The organism is Staphylococcus capitis subsp. capitis (assembly GCF_040739495.1).
Classification (GTDB): domain Bacteria; phylum Bacillota; class Bacilli; order Staphylococcales; family Staphylococcaceae; genus Staphylococcus; species Staphylococcus capitis.
Window position 1 is genome coordinate 1891503 of record NZ_CP145263.1, and the last position, 25839, is coordinate 1917341.

The 25839-nt window shown below is 32.3% G+C and carries 23 protein-coding genes, 1 other RNA gene and 2 pseudogenes; 7 read left to right on the forward strand and 19 right to left on the reverse strand.

All coding sequences use genetic code 11. The features are described from left to right. Positions 1-456: 456 nt before the first annotated feature. The 5 genes and pseudogenes from V6C74_RS09405 to V6C74_RS09425 form a co-directional block, all read right to left on the reverse strand. On the reverse strand, positions 457-1086 hold the full coding sequence (locus tag V6C74_RS09405) for an ABC transporter ATP-binding protein (protein WP_002456295.1): 630 nt from the start codon (positions 1084-1086) through the stop codon (positions 457-459). Positions 1087-1088: 2 nt separating this feature from the next. Continuing rightward, positions 1089-3131: a DUF1430 domain-containing protein gene (locus V6C74_RS09410; RefSeq protein WP_002503833.1), complete on the reverse strand. Its 2043-nt coding sequence runs from the start codon at positions 3129-3131 to the stop codon at positions 1089-1091. Between the two features lie 93 nt (positions 3132-3224). Next, complete coding sequence (locus tag V6C74_RS09415) at positions 3225-3617, reverse strand: lactococcin 972 family bacteriocin (RefSeq protein ID WP_002489797.1); 393 nt, start codon at positions 3615-3617, stop codon at positions 3225-3227. A gap of 210 nt (positions 3618-3827) precedes the next feature. Next, positions 3828-4130: a hypothetical protein gene (locus tag V6C74_RS09420; protein WP_002440652.1), complete on the reverse strand. Its 303-nt coding sequence runs from the start codon at positions 4128-4130 to the stop codon at positions 3828-3830. Between the two features lie 78 nt (positions 4131-4208). Next, positions 4209-4538: pseudogene (locus V6C74_RS09425) on the reverse strand (hypothetical protein); the annotation flags it as partial. Positions 4539-4666: 128 nt separating this feature from the next. On the opposite strand from V6C74_RS09425, the gene V6C74_RS09430 reads away from it, so the two are divergent. After that, positions 4667-5530 carry an ABC transporter ATP-binding protein gene (locus V6C74_RS09430; protein ID WP_016898833.1) on the forward strand — a complete coding sequence of 288 codons (864 nt, stop codon included), beginning with the start codon at positions 4667-4669 and terminating at the stop codon, positions 5528-5530. 3 nt (positions 5531-5533) lie between these two features. Further along, a pseudogene (locus V6C74_RS09435) lies at positions 5534-6262 on the forward strand (ABC transporter permease). A gap of 115 nt (positions 6263-6377) precedes the next feature. On the opposite strand, the gene V6C74_RS09440 reads toward V6C74_RS09435, so the two are convergent. Then, the gene (locus V6C74_RS09440; RefSeq protein ID WP_016898831.1) at positions 6378-7574 is read right to left on the reverse strand and encodes an MFS transporter; all 1197 of its coding nucleotides are present in this window, start codon (positions 7572-7574) and stop codon (positions 6378-6380) included. A gap of 105 nt (positions 7575-7679) precedes the next feature. Between V6C74_RS09440 and V6C74_RS09445 the strand changes: the two genes are divergently transcribed. Together V6C74_RS09445 and V6C74_RS09450 are read left to right on the forward strand one after the other, a co-directional pair. Continuing rightward, positions 7680-8006: a helix-turn-helix transcriptional regulator gene (locus V6C74_RS09445; protein WP_103175452.1), complete on the forward strand. Its 327-nt coding sequence runs from the start codon at positions 7680-7682 to the stop codon at positions 8004-8006. Between the two features lie 24 nt (positions 8007-8030). Beyond that, positions 8031-8705 (forward strand): IS6-like element IS257 family transposase, encoded by a 675-nt coding sequence (locus tag V6C74_RS09450; RefSeq protein WP_002456293.1) that lies wholly within the window; start codon positions 8031-8033, stop codon positions 8703-8705. A 198-nt stretch (positions 8706-8903) separates the two neighbouring features. Here the strand turns inward: V6C74_RS09450 and V6C74_RS09455 are convergent, their stop codons facing one another. Beyond that, positions 8904-10880 (reverse strand): hypothetical protein, encoded by a 1977-nt coding sequence (locus V6C74_RS09455; RefSeq protein ID WP_172601876.1) that lies wholly within the window; start codon positions 10878-10880, stop codon positions 8904-8906. Positions 10881-11308: 428 nt separating this feature from the next. Next, positions 11309-12289, reverse strand: a complete 981-nt coding sequence (locus V6C74_RS09460) for a hypothetical protein (RefSeq protein ID WP_143978100.1) — start codon at positions 12287-12289, stop codon at positions 11309-11311. 312 nt (positions 12290-12601) lie between these two features. Between V6C74_RS09460 and V6C74_RS09465 the strand changes: the two genes are divergently transcribed. The 3 genes from V6C74_RS09465 (at position 12602) to V6C74_RS09475 (ending at position 14700) form a co-directional block, all read left to right on the forward strand. Then, positions 12602-13276: an IS6 family transposase gene (locus V6C74_RS09465; protein WP_143978101.1), complete on the forward strand. Its 675-nt coding sequence runs from the start codon at positions 12602-12604 to the stop codon at positions 13274-13276. Between the two features lie 665 nt (positions 13277-13941). Then, a complete protein-coding gene (locus V6C74_RS09470; RefSeq protein WP_095658921.1) occupies positions 13942-14010 on the forward strand; it encodes an epsilon family phenol-soluble modulin in 69 nt (22 codons plus the stop codon). Positions 14011-14163: 153 nt separating this feature from the next. Further along, entirely contained in the window at positions 14164-14700 is a 537-nt protein-coding gene (locus V6C74_RS09475; protein WP_002452774.1) for a hypothetical protein, read from the forward strand. Between the two features lie 122 nt (positions 14701-14822). Here V6C74_RS09475 and V6C74_RS09480 read toward each other — a convergent pair whose 3' ends face one another. The 11 genes from V6C74_RS09480 to pgk all read right to left on the reverse strand — a co-directional run bounded on the left by V6C74_RS09480 (position 14823) and on the right by pgk (position 25821). Then, positions 14823-15254: a GNAT family N-acetyltransferase gene (locus tag V6C74_RS09480; protein ID WP_002452773.1), complete on the reverse strand. Its 432-nt coding sequence runs from the start codon at positions 15252-15254 to the stop codon at positions 14823-14825. A 92-nt stretch (positions 15255-15346) separates the two neighbouring features. After that, positions 15347-15708, reverse strand: a transfer-messenger RNA (tmRNA) gene (gene ssrA, locus V6C74_RS09485). Between the two features lie 118 nt (positions 15709-15826). Then, complete coding sequence (gene smpB / locus V6C74_RS09490) at positions 15827-16297, reverse strand: SsrA-binding protein SmpB (protein ID WP_002452772.1); 471 nt, start codon at positions 16295-16297, stop codon at positions 15827-15829. Positions 16298-16321: 24 nt separating this feature from the next. Next, on the reverse strand, positions 16322-18697 hold the full coding sequence (gene rnr / locus V6C74_RS09495; RefSeq protein WP_103175519.1) for a ribonuclease R: 2376 nt from the start codon (positions 18695-18697) through the stop codon (positions 16322-16324). 30 nt (positions 18698-18727) lie between these two features. Continuing rightward, positions 18728-19468, reverse strand: coding sequence for a carboxylesterase (locus tag V6C74_RS09500; RefSeq protein WP_002452770.1), 741 nt, complete (start codon positions 19466-19468; stop codon positions 18728-18730). Positions 19469-19781: 313 nt separating this feature from the next. After that, a complete protein-coding gene (secG, locus tag V6C74_RS09505; RefSeq protein WP_002433475.1) occupies positions 19782-20015 on the reverse strand; it encodes a preprotein translocase subunit SecG in 234 nt (77 codons plus the stop codon). A gap of 68 nt (positions 20016-20083) precedes the next feature. Continuing rightward, a complete protein-coding gene (locus V6C74_RS09510) occupies positions 20084-20542 on the reverse strand; it encodes a hypothetical protein (protein WP_029625722.1) in 459 nt (152 codons plus the stop codon). Positions 20543-20739: 197 nt separating this feature from the next. Continuing rightward, positions 20740-22044, reverse strand: a complete 1305-nt coding sequence (gene eno / locus V6C74_RS09515; RefSeq protein ID WP_002452768.1) for a surface-displayed alpha-enolase — start codon at positions 22042-22044, stop codon at positions 20740-20742. Between the two features lie 136 nt (positions 22045-22180). Next, positions 22181-23698: a 2,3-bisphosphoglycerate-independent phosphoglycerate mutase gene (gpmI, locus tag V6C74_RS09520; protein WP_002452767.1), complete on the reverse strand. Its 1518-nt coding sequence runs from the start codon at positions 23696-23698 to the stop codon at positions 22181-22183. Between the two features lie 2 nt (positions 23699-23700). Next, a complete protein-coding gene (gene tpiA / locus V6C74_RS09525; protein WP_103175518.1) occupies positions 23701-24462 on the reverse strand; it encodes a triose-phosphate isomerase in 762 nt (253 codons plus the stop codon). 168 nt (positions 24463-24630) lie between these two features. Continuing rightward, entirely contained in the window at positions 24631-25821 is a 1191-nt protein-coding gene (pgk, locus tag V6C74_RS09530; RefSeq protein WP_002452765.1) for a phosphoglycerate kinase, read from the reverse strand. Between the last annotated feature and the right edge of the window lie 18 nt (positions 25822-25839).

The window sequence follows — 25839 nt, forward strand, 5'->3', positions numbered from 1 at the left end:
TTACAGATGAAGGAGTTACAAGATATACTAAAAATAACAAACAGACAGACACATCATTGGATGTGAAAACCCCAGCATGCCGACCAAAGCATATGCTGGGGTTTCTTTTTTATCGTTGTTCTTGATTTATTAAATAAAGAACACGTCCAACAATAATTGGACATATGATATATTTCACAACAAACAGAACGACAATCACTAGATGTGGCACCTCCTTTCTGCACGGGAAGTGCTTTTTTAGTATAACAGAATCTGATTTTAATAAGATTTTTTCTTTTGAATAAAGATACAAAAGTTCACGTGATGAAAACTCATGAAAGCGCGTGAAATCAATGATGTATAAAACCTGAATAAACGATAATCACAAGACAAAGGCTTAAACGTTGATTTAACAGCGTTTAAGCCTTTATTGTTAGTTAACATAATTAGTTATTATAGGTAGTGCTTTTGTATAGATTATGCATTTTGAACATCTAAATCAATTAATTCTGTACCTATATCAAAAAAGTTTTGACTGTGTGTAGCCATAATGATTGTGACACCTTGTCTATTTAAATATTGGAAAATATTGATAACATCATGAGCGTTTTTCTCATCCAAATTACCCGTGGGTTCATCAGCAAATATAACGGTAGGATTTTTAAGAATCGCTCTTGCAATAGCAATACGTTGTTGCTCTCCACCACTACAAGTATAAACTTTTCGTTTAAGTATCTCTTTCGGTAATCCGACAGATTGAATAATTTCGATAATTTTAGGCATATCTTTTTTAGAAATATTTAATGGTAACATAAGATTTGCTAATACTGTTTTATTTTCTAATAAGCCATAATTTTGATAAATATAGGCAATATCTTCTTTTTTAAACTTTCTAATTTGTGACTTTGAAGCAATAGATTGATTTTTATAAATTATTTGACCCTCAGTAGGTGTTTCTAATAAACCTAAAATATTTAGCAATGTAGACTTTCCTTGACCACTTTTTCCTTTAATTACAACAAATGCTTTTTCTTTAATAGTAAGGTTTATATTTTTCAAAATATAGATATCTTTAAATGATTTAGATACATTCTTTAATTGGATCATGATTACTCTTTTCCTTTCAAAATAGCATTGTTATTCTTCTGATTGAGTATTAAAAATTCTATAGAGATGACGATCATTTCAAAAATAAGCAAACTAATAAAGATCAATAAACTGGTTATAGGATACTTTTGTAAAAACATACCAAGTAACAGTATGTTAACAAATGCTAATAATAGAAATGCATACTTGTGGTTATTCCAAACGGAATATCCTAGATTATATTTAATAAATATTGCATGCTTCCAATTAACAAAATATAAATGGATAGCTGTAAATATAGCAATAATAAATGAAATTAACGTAATAAGTGCTAGTAGAACATACTTAATAATTTCTTTCTTGATATCGTTAATATCATCGACCTTCGTGTCATAGACCGAATTAATAGAAATTATATCGTCCAGTAAACCATATTTTTTTAATAGTGGTTTCAAAGTATCATAAGGATTATCTTTTTTACTCTCAAAGAAATAGCAGTCATCCATATAATGTGCATTGTTTCTGACATGCGTATTACCTGTTTCAACTATCGCAATAGGAGCCTCTATTTTATTGTTCTTGCCCCCTGCATCACTATTATACGTAGGATACTTTGAATTGTTTTTTACATAAATAATATTAATATGCGCAGGGGCATGATCTTTTCGGATATCATCATATAACGTGCGCTTAAATTTAAAATCTTTTGTAAAGTTCTTTCTAATCTTATGTTCATAACGTTTGAACTTAATAGGTACCAATATATTTCTCGTATATTTATCATGTTGAATGTATCTCAAAACATCTTCACTTTGAGGCGTAACCATATGATGTCGTTTAAGATAATTGGGATCGACGATTATTGTTTTACCATCGGGTTCTATACTGTTATTTTCCTCTTCATTCATTTTATATAATGGAAGTTCTCCGCCTTCACTTGTAAAATTTTCAGTATCTATTAAAAAACCTGGATTTTCTTTACTTTTTAATAAACGATCAAATCTTTTATCCTGTGCTATTTCAATTTCCTTGTTATACACTGCCCCATTGTCTTGAACATTAGGTTGATATACATCTTTCGTATTTTTCCAACCCTTAAGTGAAGGAATTTTAGACTGAAAATCATGACTATTTTTTATGACTTGATGTGTTGAAGTCGTTAAAAAGACACCCATTACGATGGCAAGTAAAATATAAAGATAGATTATTAGGTTGACATTAGGTTTGACTTGATTTTTATAAAAATCTTTTTGATATATCATTAAAAGAAGTATTGTAATGCAACTTAGTGCAATCAATGTTAAAACCATAACGGAACATACGACAGCTAATAATTGTAAGATATGTAAGTCTTTATAAATCGCTAAGTAAGTGATCAGCGTAGTTCCAATAGATAGTAAAACATAACTTAAAAATATCCATTTCAAATCTCGCATTACAAACATAAAGTGATGAGTTAGGTCATATCCTAAATCTGAAAGCATTTTATAATTTTGTTTATTACGTTGTAAGTAGTGACAATAAACGATAAAAATTAACAGACTTAATAAGAAAATTAATGCTAAAGTATATTGATCTAAAGTTAAATAAGATAGCAAGCTAGGATTTTCCTGTTTGATCGTGTCCCCCGCATATTTGTTCATGAGTGAAAGCACAGTCGCTTTATCTTTAGGATCCCCTTTTATATAATACATTCCTACTGCAGACAGATGTTTTGTAGTTGTTATATTTTCAACATCGATATGCATTTTACTATCAAATATATGTAACTGATGATGATTATCTCTTTGATTAAGTAATCTTTTTTCATTTGTATTAAAAAGAATACGATTATCGTTGAAATATGTAACTTTAGTTAAACCAACATGATGATTTTTGGCAATTTTATTAAAGTATTGAGGCGCATCCCGAGTATGTTTCTTTTCTTTTCCCGGAACATTATAAACGAAATGATCATGGTCTTTTATGATGGTTTGATAAAAAGAAAGGTTTTTCGCCGAGTTTGCGATGCCTAAACTGAATATCAACGTGATTGAGACCAATAAAAATAATAATAATTTTTTCATATGTATAAATACCTTTCATAGCATGAATTAAGACAGAAAATTCTCTATAAAACGAATTTTCTGTCTTAATTTCTTGCTTATTTAATAATATGATTATGTGTGATCATAAAAAGCTTTGTTTCCAGACCATGTTTTTTTCACAGAAGATTTAGACCAATGCCCCGGCTTCTTCCAGCCGCCACTATTTCCATTTCCACTTCCATTTATAACTGAAGCATGGCCTTTGTGGCTATAATGTTTATAATTTGATTTAACAGTTTTGCTTGTAGTCCCTCTTACCCAGTATCCTCCTGACTTTTTACCTTGTTTTATTGAACGAGTAGAAACATTATTATCATAGGTTTTTGAAGCTTTTAAACCATGAGAGTTATCTACATTTTCAGAACCTCCATGAGCGTCTGTCATAGATGCCTGTGCATAGCCTATAGTTCCTAAGCCACTAATGCCAAGAGTAAGAGCAGAAGCAAGTAAAAATTGTTTCTTCATCAACTTAATCCTCCTTTGAATTCATTACATTTAAAACATATCATAGATATATTTTACTTCACTTAATTTTACAAAATATTAATCGAATAAATAAATTTAATTAAAGATTTAAATATCTAGCGATTAAATATTACTTTTTATCATAGAAAATCTATTACAAAGTAGATTTTAAAGTGTAATTAGAAACAGTAAAAGAGACTAGCCAAATCGCTAGTCTCTTTTACTGTTTCTAATTTGATTAAGCAATAACCGATCATTTTTATAACTCCCAAAATTAATATATCCTGTACTATCGATATGCGTTAACATACGTTTGAATGTGTCTACTTGAGGTTGATAATGTTTGACTGTTTGCTCTAATTCTTCTATATGATGTGATTGAGCTTGTATAAGCTCCTCATATTCATTGATTTTGCTTTCTAATTCACTAACCTTTGAATCCTCTTCATAATCTTCTAATGTCGTTTGTTCTTTTGGATATTCAATGACCGTCGGTTTAATCCGATTACCCACAGCTTTTATTAAAATTATTACACCATAAGTCAGAAGCTACTTAATATAATAAAAGCAAGTGATTTATAAAATTATAAATCACTTGCTTTTATACTGTTCTTTTAATCGTTTAATCGCATTTTTCAGTTGACGATCATCACGATATGTATTGAAGTTTAAAAATGCTGTACTATCAAAATGTTGTAATAAGTGATGAAAGACGTCATTTTCTTGTCTCAGTTGGTCGATTTCATCTTCCAATTGATGAATATGGCGTTGAAGTGCCTGATTGTTCGATTTGAGTGCCTCGTTGTCTTTTTTAAACAATTCACTGACTTCACTGGATTCTTTAATTTGTTCGATGACTGTCGGTTTAATACGATTACCAATGGCTGTATGACGTAGATGTTTTGTATTATATTTTCTGATATATTTAGATACATAGGTTTGTTTTCACAATTAATTAAATCTTTCATATAAACCCTACTTTCACTTATTTTTTTAAATCAATATTTTATTTCTTATATTTTTATAAAAATTATAAAAAGGAGAGCACAATGAAAATATCAGATATTACTAAGAAGTACAAAGATAATACGGTATTAGATCATTTAAATTTTTCATTTGATTCTAGTCATATCGTTGGATTAATTGGGAAAAATGGAGTCGGAAAAACTACCATTATGAAAATTATGAACGGCAATATTGTGAACTTTAAAGGCAAAGTTGTTTTTGACCAAAATCAAAAAATTGGTTATTTAATTGAACATCCTAAGTTATATCAAGACCTATCGGGATTAAAAAACTTAAAAAATTTTAGTAATATATTAGGTGTAAAGTTTGATAAAGACTATGCTAATAAAATTATAAAAGCATTTGATATGGAAAGTTATATTAACAAAAGAGTAAAAAAATATTCTTTAGGAATGAAACAAAAACTAGCAATCGCTGTGTCTTTAATAAACAAACCACATTACTTAATACTTGATGAGCCTACGAACGGTATGGATCCAGATGGTTCAATAGATGTATTGAATACTATTAAAGATATAACTAACGAATTCAATATGAGAGTACTAATATCTAGTCATAAATTAGAAGATATAGAACTCATATGTGATAGAGCTGTGTTTTTACGTGATGGAAAGTTTGTTGAAGACATTGATATGAAAAATACATCATCACAAGAGTATACATCTATCTCATTTAATGAAAATGATGTGGAAAAAGCGAAACATCATTTAAGTTCGAAATCATATGATTCGATCAAGAAAAATGGAAACATTTTGATAATTCCAAAGCTCGATAATTATCAAAATTTACTAAAAGATTTAGCTAATATTAATATATTTCCAATTAAAATTGAAGATAAAATAAGTACACTTAGGGATACTTACTTTAATATTAATAAAGGAGAATAAATAATGAGTATATATCATTTAACAAAATTTAATATATCAAGATTGCTAAAAAATCCTTTCAATTATATTGGTTTACTATTTGTTCTAATAATCCCCATATTTTATACAATGACTCAGGTTCATAATAACCATAAAGTTTCTGGAGAAACTATTTTAACTCTTTCAACATAGCTATTTGCATTTTGGGGAGTGATGATTATTACTAGCTTTTTAGTCAGAGACTTTTCTCAGGGTACATCACAATTGTATTTGAATAGTTTAAAAAATAGAGCGAAATACTTTATATCTCAACTGATATCCATCTTAATTGCTAGTGTCATAGTATTTCTAACATTATATGTATTCGTTTTAATAATGCAGAATATTGGCGATGGTCAACCTATAAAAAATGAAGTGGTTGGAAAAACTTTAGGAATATACATCCTATTATTTTTGTTCTATGGTCTATTTTTATTTCTAATCACTTTATTAGTAAAAAGTTCTTCTTTAGTATTTTCAATTGGTGTTTTTCTTATATTAATCATACCTATAGCAACCAATTTAGTTCCATTAATTCCAGAATATGGTGATGAAGTTAAAAAAGCCTTAAAATATATACCTTTTAACTTTTTAATTGATAATGTTTGGCTTGGATCTCTCAAATTAAATGGATGGCAAACATTTATCTCAATAGCTTCAGTAATACTACTAGCTATCATTGACTTCTTCACTATTTCTAAAAGAGATTATTAAAAAGTAACAATTCTATATAAACATATAAGAAAAGCTTAAACGTTGTTTAAAAACGTTTAAGCTTTTCTTACTTAATTAACATAAATTACGATTATAGGTAGTACTTTTGTATAGGTTATGCATTATGTACTTTTCTATCTTTAAAGTTCAACTCTTTCTCTATTGTTAGTGGTTTGCCTGCTGGTGTACAAAATATCATCATAATAATACCTGTAGCTAATAATAGAAAGAAAGAATTGAACCACGAGTGAGTTAAATCGTGTAAAAGACCAAAAAACAAAGGACCAATAGCAGCAATAAGATAACCTAAGGATTGTGACATTCCTGATAATTTAGCTGCTGTCATACTACTCTCTGTTTTAAGTGAAAAAAATGTATTAACAACTCCAAAAGAAATACCACTAGCAATACCAACAAGAATGACTCCTAGAATGACAATATGCGTATCAATTAATATTAAAATAGTTCCTATAAAAAATAATAAACCCGATGAAAATACCACCCATTGTTGTTGTTTCATACGTTCAACTATAATTGGAATAATAAAAGTCATCGGAATTAAACAAAGCTGTAAAATAGTTAAGTAGGTTCCAGAAGTATTTAAACTGACTTGCTTAGCTTTTAAATACTCAGGCAACCAATTAAGAAAGGAATAAAAAATAAGAGATTGACTTCCAATGAATATTGTAATACGCCACGCCACTTTAGATTTCCATACATTTGTAGTAAATTTTTCCATACCTCTAACTTTAAGTTGGTCATGATTTATCTGAAAAATCCATACTATCAAAGTACTAATACTCACTATGAAGATAAGATTTATAACAATACTATAATGCCAATGCGAGAGCAATGGTGCGGTGATAAATGAAGAAAGAGCCCCACACAAATTCATAATAACCGTATAGAGACCGGTCATAATTCCTATTCGCCTAGGGAAACGCCCCTTTATTACTGCAGGCGTAAGTACATTACCATAAGCGTTACCTATACCAATCATTAGTGTACCAATTAGTAAAAAATATATATTAGCAATTGAACGCGTGAGTAATCCTAAACAAATAAGAATTAAGGCACAAAAAATAGTACGCTCTAAGCCAAAGGAGTTTCCGGATTTAGCTGCAAATAGTGAAGCAATTGCAAAGGCTAATAATGGCATTATAGTTAATAAGCTAATCAAACCATTGGATAAATTTAAATCAGACTTAATATAAGGAATAGCTACACCTATTGATGTTATAGGAGCACGTAAATTTGAACCAATTAGCAAAATACCTAAAATAAGTATTATTTTTTTTTGTTTAATTTTCATGAGTTATCCTCCTTCAAATAACACTTTAAAGGAATTTTATACAACTATAAAGTATGCGTGTTAAAATTAAACAAATTACAAATATCGAAATTTGGAGATGCAAATATGGAAGATATTAAACATGTAGTAGCTAATAACATTAAAAAGTATAGAAAAGAAGAAAGACTTACTTTGCAACAATTATCTTATCTTACAGGTGTGAGCAAAACCATGCTTAATCAAATAGAAACAGAAAAATCCAGTCCTTCTATAACTATTTTATGGCGTATATCTAGCGGCTTAAAAATCCCTCTAAGTAAACTTATTTCATCACCCCATAAAGGTGTAGAAGTGATTGATAAATCTGAAATTCAAGCTATTTATGATAATGAAAAAAGATCTGTCAGCTATCCTTATTTTTGGTTCTGTTGCAAAGTTGAATTTATAATATAATTTTAACAAAAAGGAGTCTTCTGTATGAACTATTTCAGATATAAACAATTTAACAAGGATGTTATCACTGTAGCCGTTGGCTACTATCTAAGATATGCATTGAGTTATCGTGATATATCTGAAATATTAAGGGAACGTGGTGTAAACGTTCATCATTCAACGGTCTACCGTTGGGTTCAAGAATATGCCCCAATTTTATATCAAATTTGGAAGAAAAAGCATAAAAAAGCTTACTACAAATGGCGTATTGATGAGACGTACATCAAAATAAAAGGAAAATGGAGCTATTTATATCGTGCCATTGATACAGAGGGACATACATTAGATATTTGGTTGCGTAAGCAACGAGATAATCATTCAGCATATGCGTTTATCAAACGTCTCATTAAACAATTTGGTAAACCTCAAAAGGTAGTTACAGATCAGGCACCCTCAACGAAGGTAGCAATGGCTAAAGTAATTAAAGCTTTTAAACTTAAACCTGACAGTCATTGTACATCGAAATATCTGAATAACCTCATTGAGCAAGATCACCGTCATATTAAAGTAAGAAAGACAAGATATCAAAGTATCAATACGGCAAAGAATACTTTAAAAGGTATTGAATGTATTTACGCTCTATATAAAAAGAACCGCAGGTCTCTTCAGATCTACGGATTTTCCCCATGCCACGAAATTAGCATCATGCTAGCAAGTTAAGCGAACACTGACATGATATATTAGTGGTTAGCTATATTTTTTACTTTGCAACAGAACCATGTATAAAATATGAATAATCGATAATCCAAACAACAAGGGACAAACGCTGTCATTTCAGCGTTTGTCCCCTTTCTTTTGTCGTTATCTTCTATACACCTTATTTAATAGTTAACAATGATTGTAAAGATTTATATTTTATTATTCATTTGTTTTACGTTTGCGATTAACAAATAATGTCGCAAGTCCGCTTAAACCTAATATACTTGCAATGCTAGCTAATAAGCCCTTGCTTTCTTGGTTTTCTTCACCTGTTTCAGGAAGTTCATTTGCACTGTGTTCAGTTTTTTCGCCATGTGTTACTTCTTTTTTATCTGGTGTTGTTTCAGTTGTGCTTGTTGTTATTGTTTTTGGAGTTTCAGTTGATTCCGAAGCAGAACCTTGACCATAACCTTGACCATAACCTTGACCATAACCATGTGCATGTGTCATAGCTGGTGTTATTGTAGCAGCTGTAATGGGTGCTACTGGACTTTTGCCATTGTGTTTACCGTCTTTTGATGTTGTATTGTGATTGCCTTTATTGTCAGTGTCTTTAGATGGTTCTGATTTTGAATCATCTTGACCATCATCTTTACCTTGGTGGTGATCATCTTTGTCAGATTGATCTGGTTTTTTAGTATCATCATCTTTTGAACCTTTGTGATGATCTTTGTCGTTATGGGCTTTATCTTTTTTGTGGTTATCTTGACCATCATCTTTACCTTGGTGGTGATCATCTTTGTCAGATTGATCTGGTTTTTTAGTATCATCATCTTTTGAACCTTTGTGATGATCTTTGTCGTTATGGTCTTTATCTTTTTTGTGGTTATCTTGACCATCATCTTTACCTTGGTGGTGATCATCTTTGTCACCTTTATGATGATTGTCTTTACCGTCATCTTTTGGGTCGTCACTGTGATCTTTATGATCATTATCTGAAGGCTTTGATGCATCTTGGTGATCACCTTTATTTACGTTGGATTGGCTCCCACCATTTAAAATACCATTGCCTTTATTTGTGTTTGATTGATCAGCTTTTCCGCCTTCATTTTTGTTACCTTGTGAGCCACCGTTAGCTACGCCATTACCTTGGTTGTCATTTTTTTGAGTAGCGTCGCCGCCTTCATTTTTGTTACCTTGTGAGCCACCATTAGCTACGCCATTACCTTGATGAGCGTTTGTTTGATCAGCTTTTCCGCCTTCATTTTTGTTACCTTGTGAGCCACCATTAGCTACGCCATTACCTTGATGAGCATTTGTTTGATCAGCTTTTCCGCCTTCATTTTTGTTACCTTGTGAGCCACCATTAGCTACGCCATTACCTTGATGAGCGTTTGTTTGATCAGCTTTTCCGCCTTCATTTTTGTTACCTTGTGAGCCACCATTAGCTACGCCATTACCTTGATGAGCGTTTGTTTGATCAGCTTTTCCGCCTTCATTTTTGTTACCTTGTGAGCCACCATTAGCTACGCCATTACCTTGATGAGCATTTGTTTGATCAGCTTTTCCGCCTTCATTTTTGTTACCTTGTGAGCCACCATTAGCTACGCCATTACCTTGATGAGCGTTTGTTTGATCAGCTTTTCCGCCTTCATTTTTGTTACCTTGTGAGCCACCATTAGCTACGCCATTACCTTGGTTGTCATTTTTTTGAGTAGCGTCGCCGCCTTCACTCTTATTGCCTTGCGCACCGCCATTTAGTACACCGTTACCTTGATGAGCGTTTGTTTGATCAGCTTTTCCGCCTTCATTTTTGTTACCTTGTAAGCCGCCGTTAGCTACGCCATTACCTTGGTTGTCATTTTTTTGAGTAGCGTCGCCGCCTTCACTCTTATTGCCTTGCGCACCGCCATTTAGTACACCGTTACCTTGATGAGCGTTTGTTTGATCAGCTTTTCCGCCTTCATTTTTGTTACCTTGTAAGCCGCCGTTAAGGAAACCATTACCTTGATTCTCGTTACTTTGAACAGTCTTTTGTTGTCCTGAATTGTCATTTGTTTGTGCTGCGTGAGCTGATGCATTACCGAAAGCTAAAGGAGCAGCTAGAGCTAGTGAAGAAATAGTAACTGCTATTAACTTGTTGTTATATTTTCTTAAACCTTTCTTTTGTATAGTGTTATTTTGAATTTTTTTCATAAATAAATTCCCCTTTCTAAAATAGTGTTTCTATTACATAAAATAACATTACCGTTTTTCAAGTATCAAGTATATCAAACATTTTTAGAAAATTTGTTCAAAAAAATGTAAAATATCCCTATTTTTTGTAAAGAGATAGAAATATCTTTTTCTGATTTTAAAACAGAACCGTTTATTTAAAGATAAGGTTAAGCATGTCGGTATGACTCATAGTATATCTCTAGTAGGAAAGTGCAATGACAATGATTCTATGGAAGGCATATGGAAAATTATGAAATGCAAATTGCATTTAAAGATTTCAATGAAGATAAACAAATTATTAATGAGTATATTCATTTTTGGTTCAGAGAGAATTACATTGAAAATGGTTGATTCTGTTTTATACAAAATCAACCATCTCATTTATTTATTAATATTAAGTAATGTCTTTAACTATGAAATAATTCTTTGATTAGATTTACAATTCCTCCACCATTACTTTTATTGCCTTGTAATCCGCCATTAAAGAAGCCTTTACCTTCATGGGCATTGCTTTGAGCAACTGATCCACCATTATTTTTGTTACCTTGAGCACCGCCATTTTTGAAGCCATTACCTTGATCTTCATTTTTTTGAGTAGCGTCACCGCCGTTGCTCTTATTACCTTGTAGTCCACCGTTCTTTATACCATTACCTTCGTGGGCATTGCTTTGATCAGTTTTTCCACCATTATTTTTGTTACCTTGAGCACCACCATTTTTGAAGCCATTACCTTGATCTTCGTTTTTTTGAGTAGCGTCACCGCCGTTGCTCTTATTACCTTGTAGTCCACCGTTCTTTATACCATTACCTTCGTGGGCATTGCTTTGATCAGCTGATCCGCCATTATTTTTGTTACCTTGAGCACCACCATTAAGGAATCCGTTACCTTCATGATCATTTTTTTGGTTAGCGTCACCGCCGTTGCTCTTATTGCCTTGAGCGCCACCGTTTAATATGCCATTACCTTCGTGGGCATTGCTTTGATCAGTTTTTCCACCATTATTTTTGTTACCTTGAGCACCACCATTAAGGAATCCGTTACCTTCATGATCATTTTTTTGGTTAGCGTCACCGCCGTTGCTCTTATTGCCTTGAGCGCCACCGTTTAATATGCCATTACCTTCGTGGGCATTGCTTTGATCAGCTGATCCGCCATTATTTTTATTACCTTGTAATCCACCATTAAGGAAACCATTACCATGGTTTTCATTACTTTGAACAGTCTTTTGTTGCCCTGAATTATCATTTGTTTGTGCTGCATCAGCTTCTGCATTACCAAAAGCTAGAGGTACAACTAAAGCCAGTGAAGAAATAGTAACTGCTATTAACTTGTTGTTATATTTTCTTAACCCTTTTCTTTGTACAATATTAGTTTTAGTATTTTTCATAAATAAAATTCCTCCTTAATTAATAATTAATGTCTTTCCTATAACAATGTTTAACCACTAGTCGAATATATTAAACATATTTTCTGAATTTAAAAATTTGAAAAAACAACCTACTTATACCGAATGTGAATGCCATATTAAATAATATAACTGGATAATAAATAATATATGAATTGCTCCCTACCTTCAATAATAATAAAACATCTTGAAAATCATACTAGGAGAACAAAAGGTTCAAATGAAACAAAAAATTGATGGTTCTGTTGCAAAGTTGAATTTATAGTATAATTTTAACAAAAAGGAGTCTTCTGTATGAACTATTTCAGATATAAACAATTTAACAAGGATGTTATCACTGTAGCCGTTGGCTACTATCTAAGATATGCATTGAGTTATCGTAATATATCTAAAATATTAAGGGAACGTGGTGTAAACGTTCATTATTCAACGGTCTACCGTTGGGTTCAAGAATATGCCCCAATTTTATATCAAATTTGGAAGAAGAAGCATAAAAAAGCTTATTACAAATGGCGTATTGATGAAACGTACATCAAAATAAAAGGAAAATGGAGCTATTTATATCGTGCTATTGATGCAGAGGGACATACATTAGATATTTGGTTGCGTAAGCAACGAGATAATCATTCAGCATATGCGTTTATCAAACGTCTCATTAAACAATTTGGAAAACCTCAAAAGGTAGTTACAGATCAGGCACCTTCAACGAAGGTAGCAATGGCTAAAGTAATTAAAGCTTTTAAACTTAAACCTGACTGTCATTGTACATCGAAATATCTGAATAACCTCATTGAGCAAGATCACCGTCATATTAAAGTAAGAAAGACAAGATATCAAAGTATCAATACGGCAAAGAATACTTTAAAAGGTATTGAATGTATTTACGCTCTATATAAAAAGAACCGCAGGTCTCTTCAGATCTACGGATTTTCCCCATGCCACGAAATTAGCATCATGCTAGCAAGTTAAGCGAACACTGACATGATATATTAGTGGTTAGCTATATTTTTTACTTTGCAACAGAACCAATTAATTTATATTTCAAACTTTTGAAGAACACTAATAATTACTATAGTGATCTTAAATATTTAATAATATGATTGCCAAAAACAAGAAGAAATAGTTGGTGTAACTTTTAGATTTCATGAAATAGCTTATTAAATTAACGAAATCATACAGTTAGGAATTCAAAATTATCTCAATTTTTTATTTTTTCACACAAAAGAACCATATATTATAATTTACGCATTAACCACCAAAATCTCCAATACATACTATATGATATATACATAATCAATTAATTGGAGGTGCTTTTAAATGTTCATCTTTGATTTATTAAAAAAAGGAATTCAATTCTTTAAAGACGTATTTGGTAAATAATATTTTTGAGTAGTAGCGGTACCCTTCTTCAATGAAGGGTACTTTTTTAGATAATAAATTCCTAGTATTCTTATAATGTATATTGAATAAATTTGTTATTATTTTTCAAAATTAACAGAAAAGAATTCAAAGTTATGAATTATAAACTAAAAAAGTACATTTATGAATGTTTTTTTACTACTTTTGAAATAATTAACTAAAATAACTCAGATAATAATATACTACAGTTAACAAATACATAGGAGGTGAGTCAAATGTTCATCGTTAACTTAATCAAAAAAGCAATCGAATTCTTCAAAGGTTTATTCGGTAACAAAAAATAATTAATTATCTTCCCCTCTTTTAATAGAGGGGCTTTTTTATTTCATTTATAAATAACTCTTATAAAAATTTACGTTAATTTTAAATTAGATTTAAAGATTTTGGGTAAAGAAAAGTTGTCACAATAAAAACATTAATTTAGTAGTGAAATTTTAATGAAGAAATTTTTTGCCGTATTGTTATCAAGCTTTTTGGTACTAAGTGCATGTGGTCATAGTGATCATTCTGATAAAAAAGATTCAGATAAGAGTAGCTCAAAATCAGAATCTAAAAAGTCGAATAAAAAAGATTCAAAGGGAGATAAAAAAGTTAATAATGCTAAAGATGACATTAAAGATAGTAAATTAGGTAAGAAAAACCAAGATAAAAGTTCAAAGAGTAAAGATTCAAAACCTAAGAATAAACAAGCTAATCAACAATCATCTAAAAGCTCATCACAAGCAAATAATACTTCAAATCAACCTCAAAACAATAATAATGCTAATAACGCTAACAATAGTAACGGCAACAATCAAAATTCTTATAACAATCAAGCTAATTCACAAAATCAACAACAAAATCAAACTAATAATACGCAACAAAACAACCCACAAAATCAACAACAATATTCAAATGGCAACAACCAAGCTACAAATAATAGCCAAGGCATGAATAACTCACAAGGACAAACAAATACTAATAGAGGATTTTAGAATCATAAAAAGTCATGAATGCTATAATTTTACTTAGCATTCATGACTTTTATTATAAATAAATTAATTTTTCAATTTAAAATTAACATTCATTATTTAAGCCGAACCTAAAAATCACTTAATTATATCTTCAGATAATAAATAGGATAGTCTCTGCCTTGTTCATCTTTAAGAGCTTCTTTATGTTTTTTGAAACCATTCTTTTGATAGAACTTAACCGCGTTATTATTATCTTTATTAACTTCGACATACCTTACTTTATCCTCATGAATTAGAGTTTGAAGTATTTTAGTTCCATAGCCCTTTCTAAAATACTTAGGATCTATAAATAACATTTCTAAATTTTGGTCATTTGTACCTGAAAATCCAATAATTTCATCTTCATCACACCAAAAATAAGCTTCAACATAATTTAAGTAATTTGGTATTTCAGTTTTCAACTCTAATCTATCTTTTTCTTTTAAGAAATCATGAGTACTTATTACAGACTTCTCCCAAATATCTAAGACCTTATGATAATCTTTTTGCCCAATTTTTCTTCTAATTAATGTCATATGAATTCCTCTAATCTTTTAAAAAATACAGTTAATTAAAATATTACATATAACAAACAAAACCCACAACCATATAGGCTGCGGGTTCAATAATATGGAGACGGCGGGATTCGAACCCGCGTCCAGAGGTCCTGATACACACCTTTCTACGTGTGTAGTCTATTGATTCATTTCGCATAATAGTAAGCAATAGACAACCAGTATTATGCTAGTTTGATTAGTATTCATCTAAACAGACTTCAAACGGCAGTGTTTAGCATATCCTACTAGGGTTGAATCGCGTTAACAGCACGTAGGAGATGCTGTTAGGCGATGCAGTGTGCTATTACGCAGCTACTGCGAAATTATTGTTTGATTTGTCAGTTATATTTACTGAAATGTGTTGATATCGGAGACAACCCTCCGACACGCTTAGTGTGCTCGAGGGACCCCTGTCGAATCCAAAAACGCCCCCGAAATAATATTAATGACAACTTTTAATACAAACAATTTGGTATGACTCTATGTGTCATCATTTAAATAACAACATTATTAATCATACCAAATGGCACCCGTTTAAGCAATACACTTGCTTAGTAACGGGCTTTTATCGCACGATCAACATCACGTTTCATCGCTTTATCTTTTAAAGCTTGACGTTTGTCATGAATTTTCTTACCTCGCGCAACACCCAATAAAACTTTACATTGTCCATGTTTTAAATAAAGTTTTAATGGGATTAATGAATAACCAATCTCTCGTGTACGTTCTCCCAATTTAATAATTTCTCGCTTATGCAATAATAATTTACGAGAGCGCAAAGGATCATGATTAAATCTATTACCTTCTTCATATGGGGCAATATGCATATTATTTAAATACATTTCACCACGTTTAACTTGAGCATAACTATCCTTCAAGTTCGCACTACCACTACGTATAGACTTGATTTCGGTACCTTGCAATGCAATACCCGCTTCAACCGTAGCTTCAATATTATAATCATGTCTTGCTTTACGGTTCTCCGCTAATGTGCCTGGTGATTTAGTTTTTTTCTTAGCCATTCATATTCACCTCATCTTTGATGACTATTTTTTCTTACGACGTGATTTCTTTTTCACGCTTTTATCTTTATAGAATGGTTTATGATTTGTTTTACCTTGTTTATCTTTTTTACGTGCATTCTTACCTTTACGTTGTTTACGTTTCTTTTTATTGCCTTTGCTATTATCGTCTTTAGACTTATCTAATGACTTACCACGTGTTTTAGCCTGAATTGTTTTACCTCGTGCTGGACGTTGGGATTTATCATTTTTAGGTAAAGGCATACCCACAATTTGAAAATCAATCATCCGTTCGTCTACATCAACATGAGTGACTTTAACTTTCACTTCATCACCAATACGGAATACCTTCGCTTGGCGTTCACCTATTAGAGCCATTTGACGTTCATCAAAATTATAGTAATCATCAGACATATTAGCAATATGAACCATACCTTCAATTGTATTTGGCAATTCAATAAACATACCAAAGTTAGCAACTGAACTAATGATACCTTCAAATTCATCACCAATATGTTGAATCATATATTCAGCTTTTTTCAATTCATCTGTATCACGTTCTGCCTCGATAGCACGACGCTCTCGTTGAGATGTGTGTTCAGCAAGTTCTGGCAACGTATCTTCCCAATGGCGTAATTCCTTCTTATCCATAGAGTTCTCAATTAAATATTTACGAATTAATCTATGAACCGTTAAATCAGGATAACGACGAATTGGAGATGTAAAGTGTGTATAGTACTCGGCAGATAAACCGAAATGTCCTAGATTTACATCATCATAATGTGCTTGTTGCATTGAACGTAACATCATCGTTGAAATCACCATTTGCTCTGGTCGACCTTCAACTTCTTCTTGAATATTTTGTAAAGTAGTAGGATGAATATCTTCACCAGTACCTTTAATCATAATACCGAAATTAGTAATAAAGTCGAAGAATTGTCTTAAGCGATCTGACTTAGGTTGTTCGTGTACACGGTAAATAAATGGTACTTCCATTTTATTAAAATGTTCCGCCACTGTTTCATTAGCGGCTAGCATGAATGATTCAATTAAACGTTCACCTTCACCACGTTCACGCATTTGAACATCTGTAGGAATACCTTCTTCATTTACAAGCACTTTAGCTTCGTTAATATCAAAGTCAATTTCACCACGGCGACGGCGCATTTGGATTAAACGATGAGATAAATCTTGCGCTAAATCAAGCATTGGCGTCAACTCTTTATATTGTGCACGTACTTGAGGATCTTGGTCTGTAATAATCTTATTTACAGCATCATAAGTCATACGATAATTAGAATGAATCACGCTATCGAATATTTCATGTTTAACGACTTCACCGCGAGCATTAATTTCCATACGACAACTTAGCGTTAAACGATCAACTTCAGGATTCAATGAACAAATACCATTACTTAGACGATGAGGAATCATTGGAATAACTCGGTCTACTAAATATACGCTTGTCGCTCTAACATATGCTTCCTTGTCTAAAGCTGAATCTTCTTTCACGTAGTAACTTACGTCTGCGATACTTACAGTTAACTCAGTATTACCGTTCTTCAATTTCTTAACTGCTATGGCATCGTCCAAGTCTTTAGCATCTGCGCCATCAATCGTTATAGTTAAATCATTTCTTAAATCACGGCGACCTTCAATTTCAGATGGTGCAATTTCTTCAGGCACATCTTCCGCTTCTTTAAGCACGTTATCTGGAAACTCAATCTCAATTCCATGTTGGTAAATAATAGATAAAATATCTACACCGGGATCATTTTTATGACCTAGTATTGCTGAAATATGACCTTCTGGGTTATCTGTACCATCAGCGTATTTAGTAATCTGAACAAGTACTTTATGGCCATCTACAGCGCCCAAACTTTGACCTTTAGGAATAAAGATATCTTGCATAATTCGTTTATCATCTGGGATAACAAAACCGAAATGTTTAGCTTCACTATATGTTCCTACCACTTGAGTGACAGAATGTTTCTCAATAGATTTAACTTCTCCTTCAACTTTACCTTTATGTTCCCCTCTAGATTTTTGAATCTCTACAATGACTGTATCGCCATCTAAAGCTCTGTTAATTTTAGTTGGAGGAATGAAGATATCTTCCATTTCATCATCTTCAGGTCGAAGAAAAGCGAATCCTTTCTTATTCTGACTTAATGTTCCTTTAATTAATTTTGAATTGGACTTACTTGATTCTTTTCTTTGGTATCTATCTGTCTTAGTTCGTTCGATTAAACCCGTTTGTTCTAGTTCAACGAGCACCTTAATTAAATCTCTAAATGAGTCGGCACTATTTAAACCTAACGCATCTTGAAAATCTGACACTGACATGGGTTCATAGTCAGGTTGTTTAATTATTTCTTCGATGGATTGCTTTAAATTCATTATGCCCCTCCTTTCTTACTTTTAAATTTATTATTCTGTCCAATCTAATGATTCTAAAAATTGATATACATCTTCAAAAACTTGTTCTTTTTCTTTATCAATTGTAATCACATGCCCTGATTCATGATACCATTTGATATCTTTTTCTTCAGAATCAACATGTTCAAATATATAATTTGCTGATTGAGGATCAATCATTTTATCTTGCTCTGCTTGAATAACAAGGATAGGTTCAATAACCTCGTCCACTTGTTCCTTACCACGAAGTAAAGTTTCACTTAGTTCTTTAAGCGTCTCAGTAGGATGGAAGTCTTCCATTTCTTTATCAATCGTTTCTTGATCTTTGCCTTCATATTTTTTAAAATTACGCGCATAATCAAGGAAACCATCATAAATAGTGTCTGCCGTTTTACCTTCCATAGGAGCGCACATCGTTACAATACCCTTCACATCTCGATTTAAGCTTAATTTCAATGCGAAGACCCCGCCTAGTGATAAACCAGCTACTGCTATTTCATCATAGCCTTGTTCAACTAGGTAGTCATAACCATCTAAAACATCCTTAAACCATACATAAGGGCTAGATTTTAAAATTTCCTCCGGCGGTGCTGCATGCCCTTCATATTGAGGTGCATAAGATGTATAACCCTTTTTCTGAAGATAACGACCTAATTGTCTCACATCAGCTGAATTGCCAGTGAAACCATGTAACAATAACACAGCTCGTTTTCCTTCTTCAAAAAAGAATGGTCTTGGTAGTTTAATTTGCATGGTTAGAATCCCTCTCCCTTTTTATTGAGAACTCATTACTTTATTTCAATCTTGTCTAATTTCAACTTGCTATTAGCAAATTTCTCACTTAACTAAAAAATTTAATGATACATATTAAGCGTCTTTGAACTATTCCCTTATATATGGGTATCAAAAACATCAATATTATATATTATAAAATAAAAAAGCCCGACAAGTATATCGTCGGACTCAGGCTGATAGCATATGTGAATGATTGCACTTCTTAGTTAATCACATCTTCTATCAGACTTGGTTAAGATTCATTTACTTCATTAATACATTATCTTATGGCTTACATACCTAAGTAACTGATACAGAACATAAGTACGAAGAAAATAATAGCTAAAATAATTGTTAATCTATGCAAGAATAAATCGACGCCACGTTGTTTTTGTTTCCCAAATAACTGTTCTGCGCCACCACTAATAGCACCTGAAAGTCCATTACTTTTACCTTCTTGGAGTAATACAACAGTCACTAATGCAATACAATCTATAATTAATAAAACGATGATTAATGTATGCATAAAAATTGTCCTCCGTTCATTATATACAAGACGAATTATAACACATCTCTATTAAAGTTATCAAACTTCTATCTATTAAAAGTACTTTTTCTAGCTATCGAAACAACTAGCATATAAATTGCTAAAATTATAGAGCCAATCACAACAATGAGTATAGGTAAGACTGCGATAACATTTTTAACATCTAAAATCGCTTGAACAAACATATATAAATTAACAAGTGTGAATAATGCATTGGAAACATATACTGCAAACATGAACCACCATAAATATGGATGACGATTCCAAAGTGCCACTACTCCCGCTAAGTAGGCAAGAATGTACATTACACCTGTATATCTATCACTATTTAAAATATTATGTACTGCATTGTTAGAAGTCTTTTGACCGGCTAAAGATAACAATGATTTAGCTGTTGTCTCATCTAGAACTACAAAATGATGAATAATCAATAAAATACAAAATATGAAAGAGCTAATTGCTATTAAACGTCCAGATCTTTTTTCTCTCGCGTTTGAGTCTGTGATATCTGTCATAATGGTACTCCTTTTTAAATTACTTTAACTATTATATCAGTTTAAGGAGGTAAATTAAACGTGAAGCTACGTAATTAAAGTATTAAAAAGACCCGCTACAGCCTCAACTCTGTAACGGGTCTACAAGTTCTTTAGGGCGTGAAACCTAAAGATTAAAGCGTGAACTCATTTATTTAATGATAGAGATATTATTTATCTAAATTATAGAATGATTTAATTCCATCAAATTTAGCTGTTTCGTATAATTCATCTTCAATACGTAACAATTGATTGTATTTAGCAATACGGTCAGTTCTTGATAATGAACCAGTTTTGATTTGACCTGCGTTAGTAGCAACCGCAATGTCAGCAATAGTAGTATCTTCAGTTTCACCTGAACGGTGTGAAACTACAGCTGTGTAACCAGCTTTTTGAGCCATTTCAATTGCTTCAAATGTTTCAGTTAAAGTACCGATTTGGTTAACTTTAATTAAGATAGAGTTACCAATACCTTGTTCGATACCTCTAGATAAAATTTCAGTATTTGTAACGAATAAATCGTCACCTACTAATTGTACTTTATCACCAATACGATCAGTTAATTGTTTCCAACCTTCCCAATCGTTTTCATCCATACCGTCTTCGATAGTAATGATAGGATATTTACCAATTAATTCTTCTAAGTAGTCAACTTGTTCAGCTGCGCTACGTTTAGCACCGTGTTCACCTTCGAATTTAGTGTAATCATAAACACCATTTTCATAGAATTCAGAAGAAGCACAGTCAAATCCTAAGAATACATCTTCACCTGGTTTATAACCAGCTTTTTCGATAGCTTTGATGATTGTTTCAACAGCATCTTCAGTACCTTCAAATTTAGGAGCGAAACCACCTTCGTCACCTACTGCAGTTTCTAAACCACGTTCACTAAGGATAGATTTTAAGTTGTGGAAGATTTCAGCACCCCAACGTAGTGATTCTTTGAATGATTCAGCACCAACAGGTAAAATCATAAACTCTTGGAAAGCGATTGGTGCATCAGAGTGAGAGCCACCGTTAACAATGTTCATCATTGGAACTGGTAATTGTTTACCATTGAATCCACCTAAATTTTTATATAAAGGTTGACCTAATAGGTCAGCTGCTGCACGTGCTACTGCGATTGAAACACCTAAAATAGCATTAGCGCCTAATTTACCTTTGTTGTTTGTACCGTCTAATTGAATCATCATTTTGTCGATAGATACTTGATCTAATACTGAAAATTCACCTTCAACGATTTCTGGTGCGATGATTTCGTTAACGTTTTCAACTGCTTTAGTAACACCTTTTCCTAAATAACGTGATTTATCTCCATCACGTAATTCAACTGCTTCATGTTCACCTGTAGAAGCACCTGATGGTACTAATGCACGACCGAAAGCACCACTTTCAGTTAAAACTTCAACTTCAACTGTTGGATTACCACGTGAGTCTAAGACTTCGCGAGCGTAAACATCTGTAATAATTGGCATGTTTAATATCTCCTTTAAATATATTATAAAGCTATTATAGCCCTATTTATAACTTTATTAAAATAATTTATTAGCAAGAATGTGAAATTCGGGAGTACTCAATTTCCTCCCTAAATTTAACACTTAAAAATCTGAATTAGTGATTAATTAATGATTCACCAGTCATATCAGAAGGTTGTTCTACATTTAACAAGTCTAATAATGTAGGAGCTAAATCTCCTAAACGACCTGTTTCACGTAATGTTACGCCTTCTTTAGTTACAATCACTGGAACAGGGTTTGTAGTATGTGTAGTCATTGGTTCATCATCATCTGTTAACACTTGATCAGAGTTACCATGGTCTGCAGTGATGATTGCATGACCATCCATTTCAAGAATTTTATCAACAACTTCTCCTAGACATTCATCTACAGCTTCAATTGCCTTAATTGTAGGTTCAAGCATACCACTGTGTCCTACCATATCAGGATTAGCAAAGTTTAAAAGAATTAAATCTAAATCACCTTTGTCTAATTCCTCTAAAAGAGCATCTTTAACTTCATAAGCACTCATTTCAGGTTTTAAATCGTATGTCGCAACTTTTGGAGAATCAATTAATCTACGACGCTCTCCTTCGAATTCATCGTTACGACCACCACTCATAAAGTAAGTAACATGAGGATACTTTTCAGTTTCAGCAATACGTAGTTGTTTTAAGTTATTATTCTGAGCCACTTCACCGATGGTATTGTGTAAATCAACTTTTTCAAAGACGATCTCAGCATCTACATCATCGTTGTATTTAGTGAATGTTGCATAGAATAAATCTTTAACTTGTTCAACTTCGAAACCATCAAATGCTTGATTAGTGAAAATTTCTGAAAGTTGAGCTGCTCTATCAGGACGGAAGTTATAGAATACAACTGCATCACCATCATTGACACCATTATTTTGATTCTCAATGATAAATGGTTCAACGAACTCATCAGTAACATCATTGTTGTAATTAGCTTCTACACCTTCTTTTGCTGAAGCATACGTTGGACCTTCAAAGTTACGGATAGCATTATAAGCTTTTTGTTCACGATCCCAACGTTTATCGCGGTCCATTGCATAATAGCGTCCTGATACTGAAGCGAATTGGCCAACGCCTAATTCTTTGAACTTAGCTTCAGTTTCTTCAATATATTTTAGTGCAGATTTTTGATCTACATCACGTCCATCTAAGAAAGCATGAACATAAACTTTGTCTACACCTTGTTTTTTAGCTAATTCTAAGATTGCAAATAAATGTTTATAGTGACTGTGAACACCGCCATCTGATAATAGACCAAATACGTGTAGTGCTGAATTGTTATCTTTAACATGTTTAACAGCGTTATTTAATACATCATTTTCGTAGAAATCTCCATCTTCGATAGATTTATTAATGCGAGTTAAACTTTGATAAACAATACGACCGGCACCAATATTCATATGACCTACTTCTGAGTTACCCATTTGGCCTTCTGGAAGACCAACATCTAAACCACTTGCTTCAATTTGTGTGGTTGGATATTTATCATAATAGCGATCAAAATTAGGCTTGTTTGCTAATTTTACAGCGTTACCATGTTCACTTTCACGATTTGCAAAACCATCTAAAATGATTAAGGCAGTTGGTTTTTTAGCCATAATTATTTTGCACCTTCCAATAATTGTACGAAATCTTCAACTTTTAATGATGCGCCACCTACTAATGCACCATCAATATCTGATTGAGTCATGTATTCTTTAATATTGTTTGGTTTAACACTACCACCATATTGGATACGAGTTGCTTCAGCAACATCTTGGCTAGATAAGTCAGCTAATGTTTTACGTACGTGTGCACACATTTCGTTAGCATCTTCTGAAGTAGAAGATTTACCAGTGCCGACAGCCCAAATCGGTTCATAAGCAATAACAACTTCTTTAAGTTGATCTTCAGATAAGCCTTCTACAGCTTTTTTAACTTGATTACCTACAACTTCATTTGCTTTACCTGCTTCACGTTCTTCATCTGATTCACCTACACAAATGATTGGTGTCATACCATGATTGAAGATTGCGTGAGCTTTTTTGTTTACTTCTTCATCAGTTTCATGGAAATAATCACGACGTTCTGAATGACCAATAACGACATATTTAACACCTAAATCAGCTAAAGCTACAGGTGATGTTTCACCAGTGTAAGCACCACTTTCTTCAAAGTAAGCGTTTTGAGCACCGATTTTTAATCCTTGTGCTTTACCTTCTTTGACAGAAGTAACCAAAGCATCTAATTGGATTGTTGGTGCACAAATTACTGATTCTACTTCTTTAGGATCAGGTAATGTTGGTAATTCGTTTACGAAATCTTTAGCTTCTTGAACTGTTTTATTCATTTTCCAGTTTCCGGCTATAATTGGTGTTCTCATTCATTACACTCCTTAATAATTAGTGTTAAATTTAAAAATTTGTATGATAATAAATTTTAGTAACGATTGATAGGTTAGATAGAGAAAGCATACAAAAGCTTTCACTTATCTTTTTACCACATCATTGCATTTAAAAACTTGCACCTTGACTAGGCTAGGTAAATTTAATTATTTATCATTAATTGCTTTAATACCTGGTAATTCTTTACCTTCTAAATATTCTAATGAGGCACCGCCACCAGTAGAAATATGGGTAAAGTCATCTTCGAAACCTAGTGAGATAGCTGCTGCTGCAGAATCACCGCCACCAATAATTGTAGTAGCATCTTTTAAGTTAGCGATTGATTCACATACACCGATAGTACCTTTTGCAAAGTTACTGAATTCAAATACACCCATAGGTCCATTCCATACTACTGTATGAGCACCTTGTAGTTCTTTATTAAATAATTCAACAGTTTTAGGACCAATATCCATCGCTTCTTGGTCTGATGGGATTTCATCAATTGAAACTTCAGTGATTTTCGCGTCATTAGAGAATTCTTTAGCTACTTTACAATCTACTGGTAAAACGATTTGATCGCCATTGTTTTCTAATAAATCTTTAGCGAAATCAATTTTATCTTCTTCTAATAATGAAAGACCGATTTCTTTACCTTGCGCTTTCATAAATGTATAAGCCATACCGCCACCAATTAAAATTTTATCGGCGATATTAACTAAGTTTTTGATAACATTAATTTTATCTGAAACTTTGGCACCACCAAGGATAGCTACAACTGGTTTGTGTGGATCATTTACAACTCCACCAATAAATTTAATTTCTTTTTCCATTAAGTAACCAGCAGCTGTTTCTAAATGAGTAGAAATACCTACGTTAGAGGCATGTTCACGGTGAGCTGTACCAAATGCATCATTAACAAATACATCACCTAATGATGCCCAATATTTACCTAATTCAGGATCATTTTTAGATTCTTTTTTGCCATCAATATCCTCAAAACGAGTATTTTCAACTAATAATACATCGCCTTCTTTTAAATTTTTGATAGCAGTTTCAAGTTTTTCTCCACGTGTTTCAGGCACGAATGTAACATCTTTACCTAATTTTTTAGATAAATCATCTGCTACAGGTTTTAAAGATAAACCTTCTTTATCACTTTCTTCTTTCACTTTACCTAAGTGAGAGAATAATACTAATTTACCGCCTTGCTCAATAATGTATTTAATAGTAGGTAAAGCTTGAACAATTCGGTTATCATTTGTAATTTCTCCATCTTTTAATGGAACATTGAAGTCTGCACGTTCGAGAACTACTTTACCTTTTAAATCTAAATCAGAAACGATTTTTTTAGCCATTATTAATTTCCTCCTTTA

What these genes read in the sequence shown, in the direction of transcription:
- V6C74_RS09405 (WP_002456295.1), bottom strand. Translation starts at nt 1,086, where the DNA reads ATGATCCAATTAAAGAATGTATCTAAATCATTTAAAGATATCTATATT.
- pgk (WP_002452765.1), bottom strand. Translation starts at nt 25,821, where the DNA reads ATGGCTAAAAAAATCGTTTCTGATTTAGATTTAAAAGGTAAAGTAGTT.
- V6C74_RS09445 (WP_103175452.1), top strand. Translation starts at nt 7,680, where the DNA reads ATGGAAGATATTAAACATGTAGTAGCTAATAACATTAAAAAGTATAGA.
- rnr (WP_103175519.1), bottom strand. Translation starts at nt 18,697, where the DNA reads ATGAATTTAAAGCAATCCATCGAAGAAATAATTAAACAACCTGACTAT.
- V6C74_RS09460 (WP_143978100.1), bottom strand. Translation starts at nt 12,289, where the DNA reads ATGAAAAATACTAAAACTAATATTGTACAAAGAAAAGGGTTAAGAAAA.
- V6C74_RS09410 (WP_002503833.1), bottom strand. Translation starts at nt 3,131, where the DNA reads ATGAAAAAATTATTATTATTTTTATTGGTCTCAATCACGTTGATATTC.
- tpiA (WP_103175518.1), bottom strand. Translation starts at nt 24,462, where the DNA reads ATGAGAACACCAATTATAGCCGGAAACTGGAAAATGAATAAAACAGTT.
- gpmI (WP_002452767.1), bottom strand. Translation starts at nt 23,698, where the DNA reads ATGGCTAAAAAACCAACTGCCTTAATCATTTTAGATGGTTTTGCAAAT.
- V6C74_RS09475 (WP_002452774.1), top strand. Translation starts at nt 14,164, where the DNA reads ATGAAGAAATTTTTTGCCGTATTGTTATCAAGCTTTTTGGTACTAAGT.
- secG (WP_002433475.1), bottom strand. Translation starts at nt 20,015, where the DNA reads ATGCATACATTAATCATCGTTTTATTAATTATAGATTGTATTGCATTA.
- V6C74_RS09440 (WP_016898831.1), bottom strand. Translation starts at nt 7,574, where the DNA reads ATGAAAATTAAACAAAAAAAAATAATACTTATTTTAGGTATTTTGCTA.
- smpB (WP_002452772.1), bottom strand. Translation starts at nt 16,297, where the DNA reads ATGGCTAAGAAAAAAACTAAATCACCAGGCACATTAGCGGAGAACCGT.
- V6C74_RS09415 (WP_002489797.1), bottom strand. Translation starts at nt 3,617, where the DNA reads ATGAAGAAACAATTTTTACTTGCTTCTGCTCTTACTCTTGGCATTAGT.
- V6C74_RS09450 (WP_002456293.1), top strand. Translation starts at nt 8,031, where the DNA reads ATGAACTATTTCAGATATAAACAATTTAACAAGGATGTTATCACTGTA.
- V6C74_RS09480 (WP_002452773.1), bottom strand. Translation starts at nt 15,254, where the DNA reads ATGACATTAATTAGAAGAAAAATTGGGCAAAAAGATTATCATAAGGTC.
- V6C74_RS09430 (WP_016898833.1), top strand. Translation starts at nt 4,667, where the DNA reads ATGAAAATATCAGATATTACTAAGAAGTACAAAGATAATACGGTATTA.
- V6C74_RS09465 (WP_143978101.1), top strand. Translation starts at nt 12,602, where the DNA reads ATGAACTATTTCAGATATAAACAATTTAACAAGGATGTTATCACTGTA.
- eno (WP_002452768.1), bottom strand. Translation starts at nt 22,044, where the DNA reads ATGCCAATTATTACAGATGTTTACGCTCGCGAAGTCTTAGACTCACGT.
- V6C74_RS09455 (WP_172601876.1), bottom strand. Translation starts at nt 10,880, where the DNA reads ATGAAAAAAATTCAAAATAACACTATACAAAAGAAAGGTTTAAGAAAA.
- V6C74_RS09500 (WP_002452770.1), bottom strand. Translation starts at nt 19,468, where the DNA reads ATGCAAATTAAACTACCAAGACCATTCTTTTTTGAAGAAGGAAAACGA.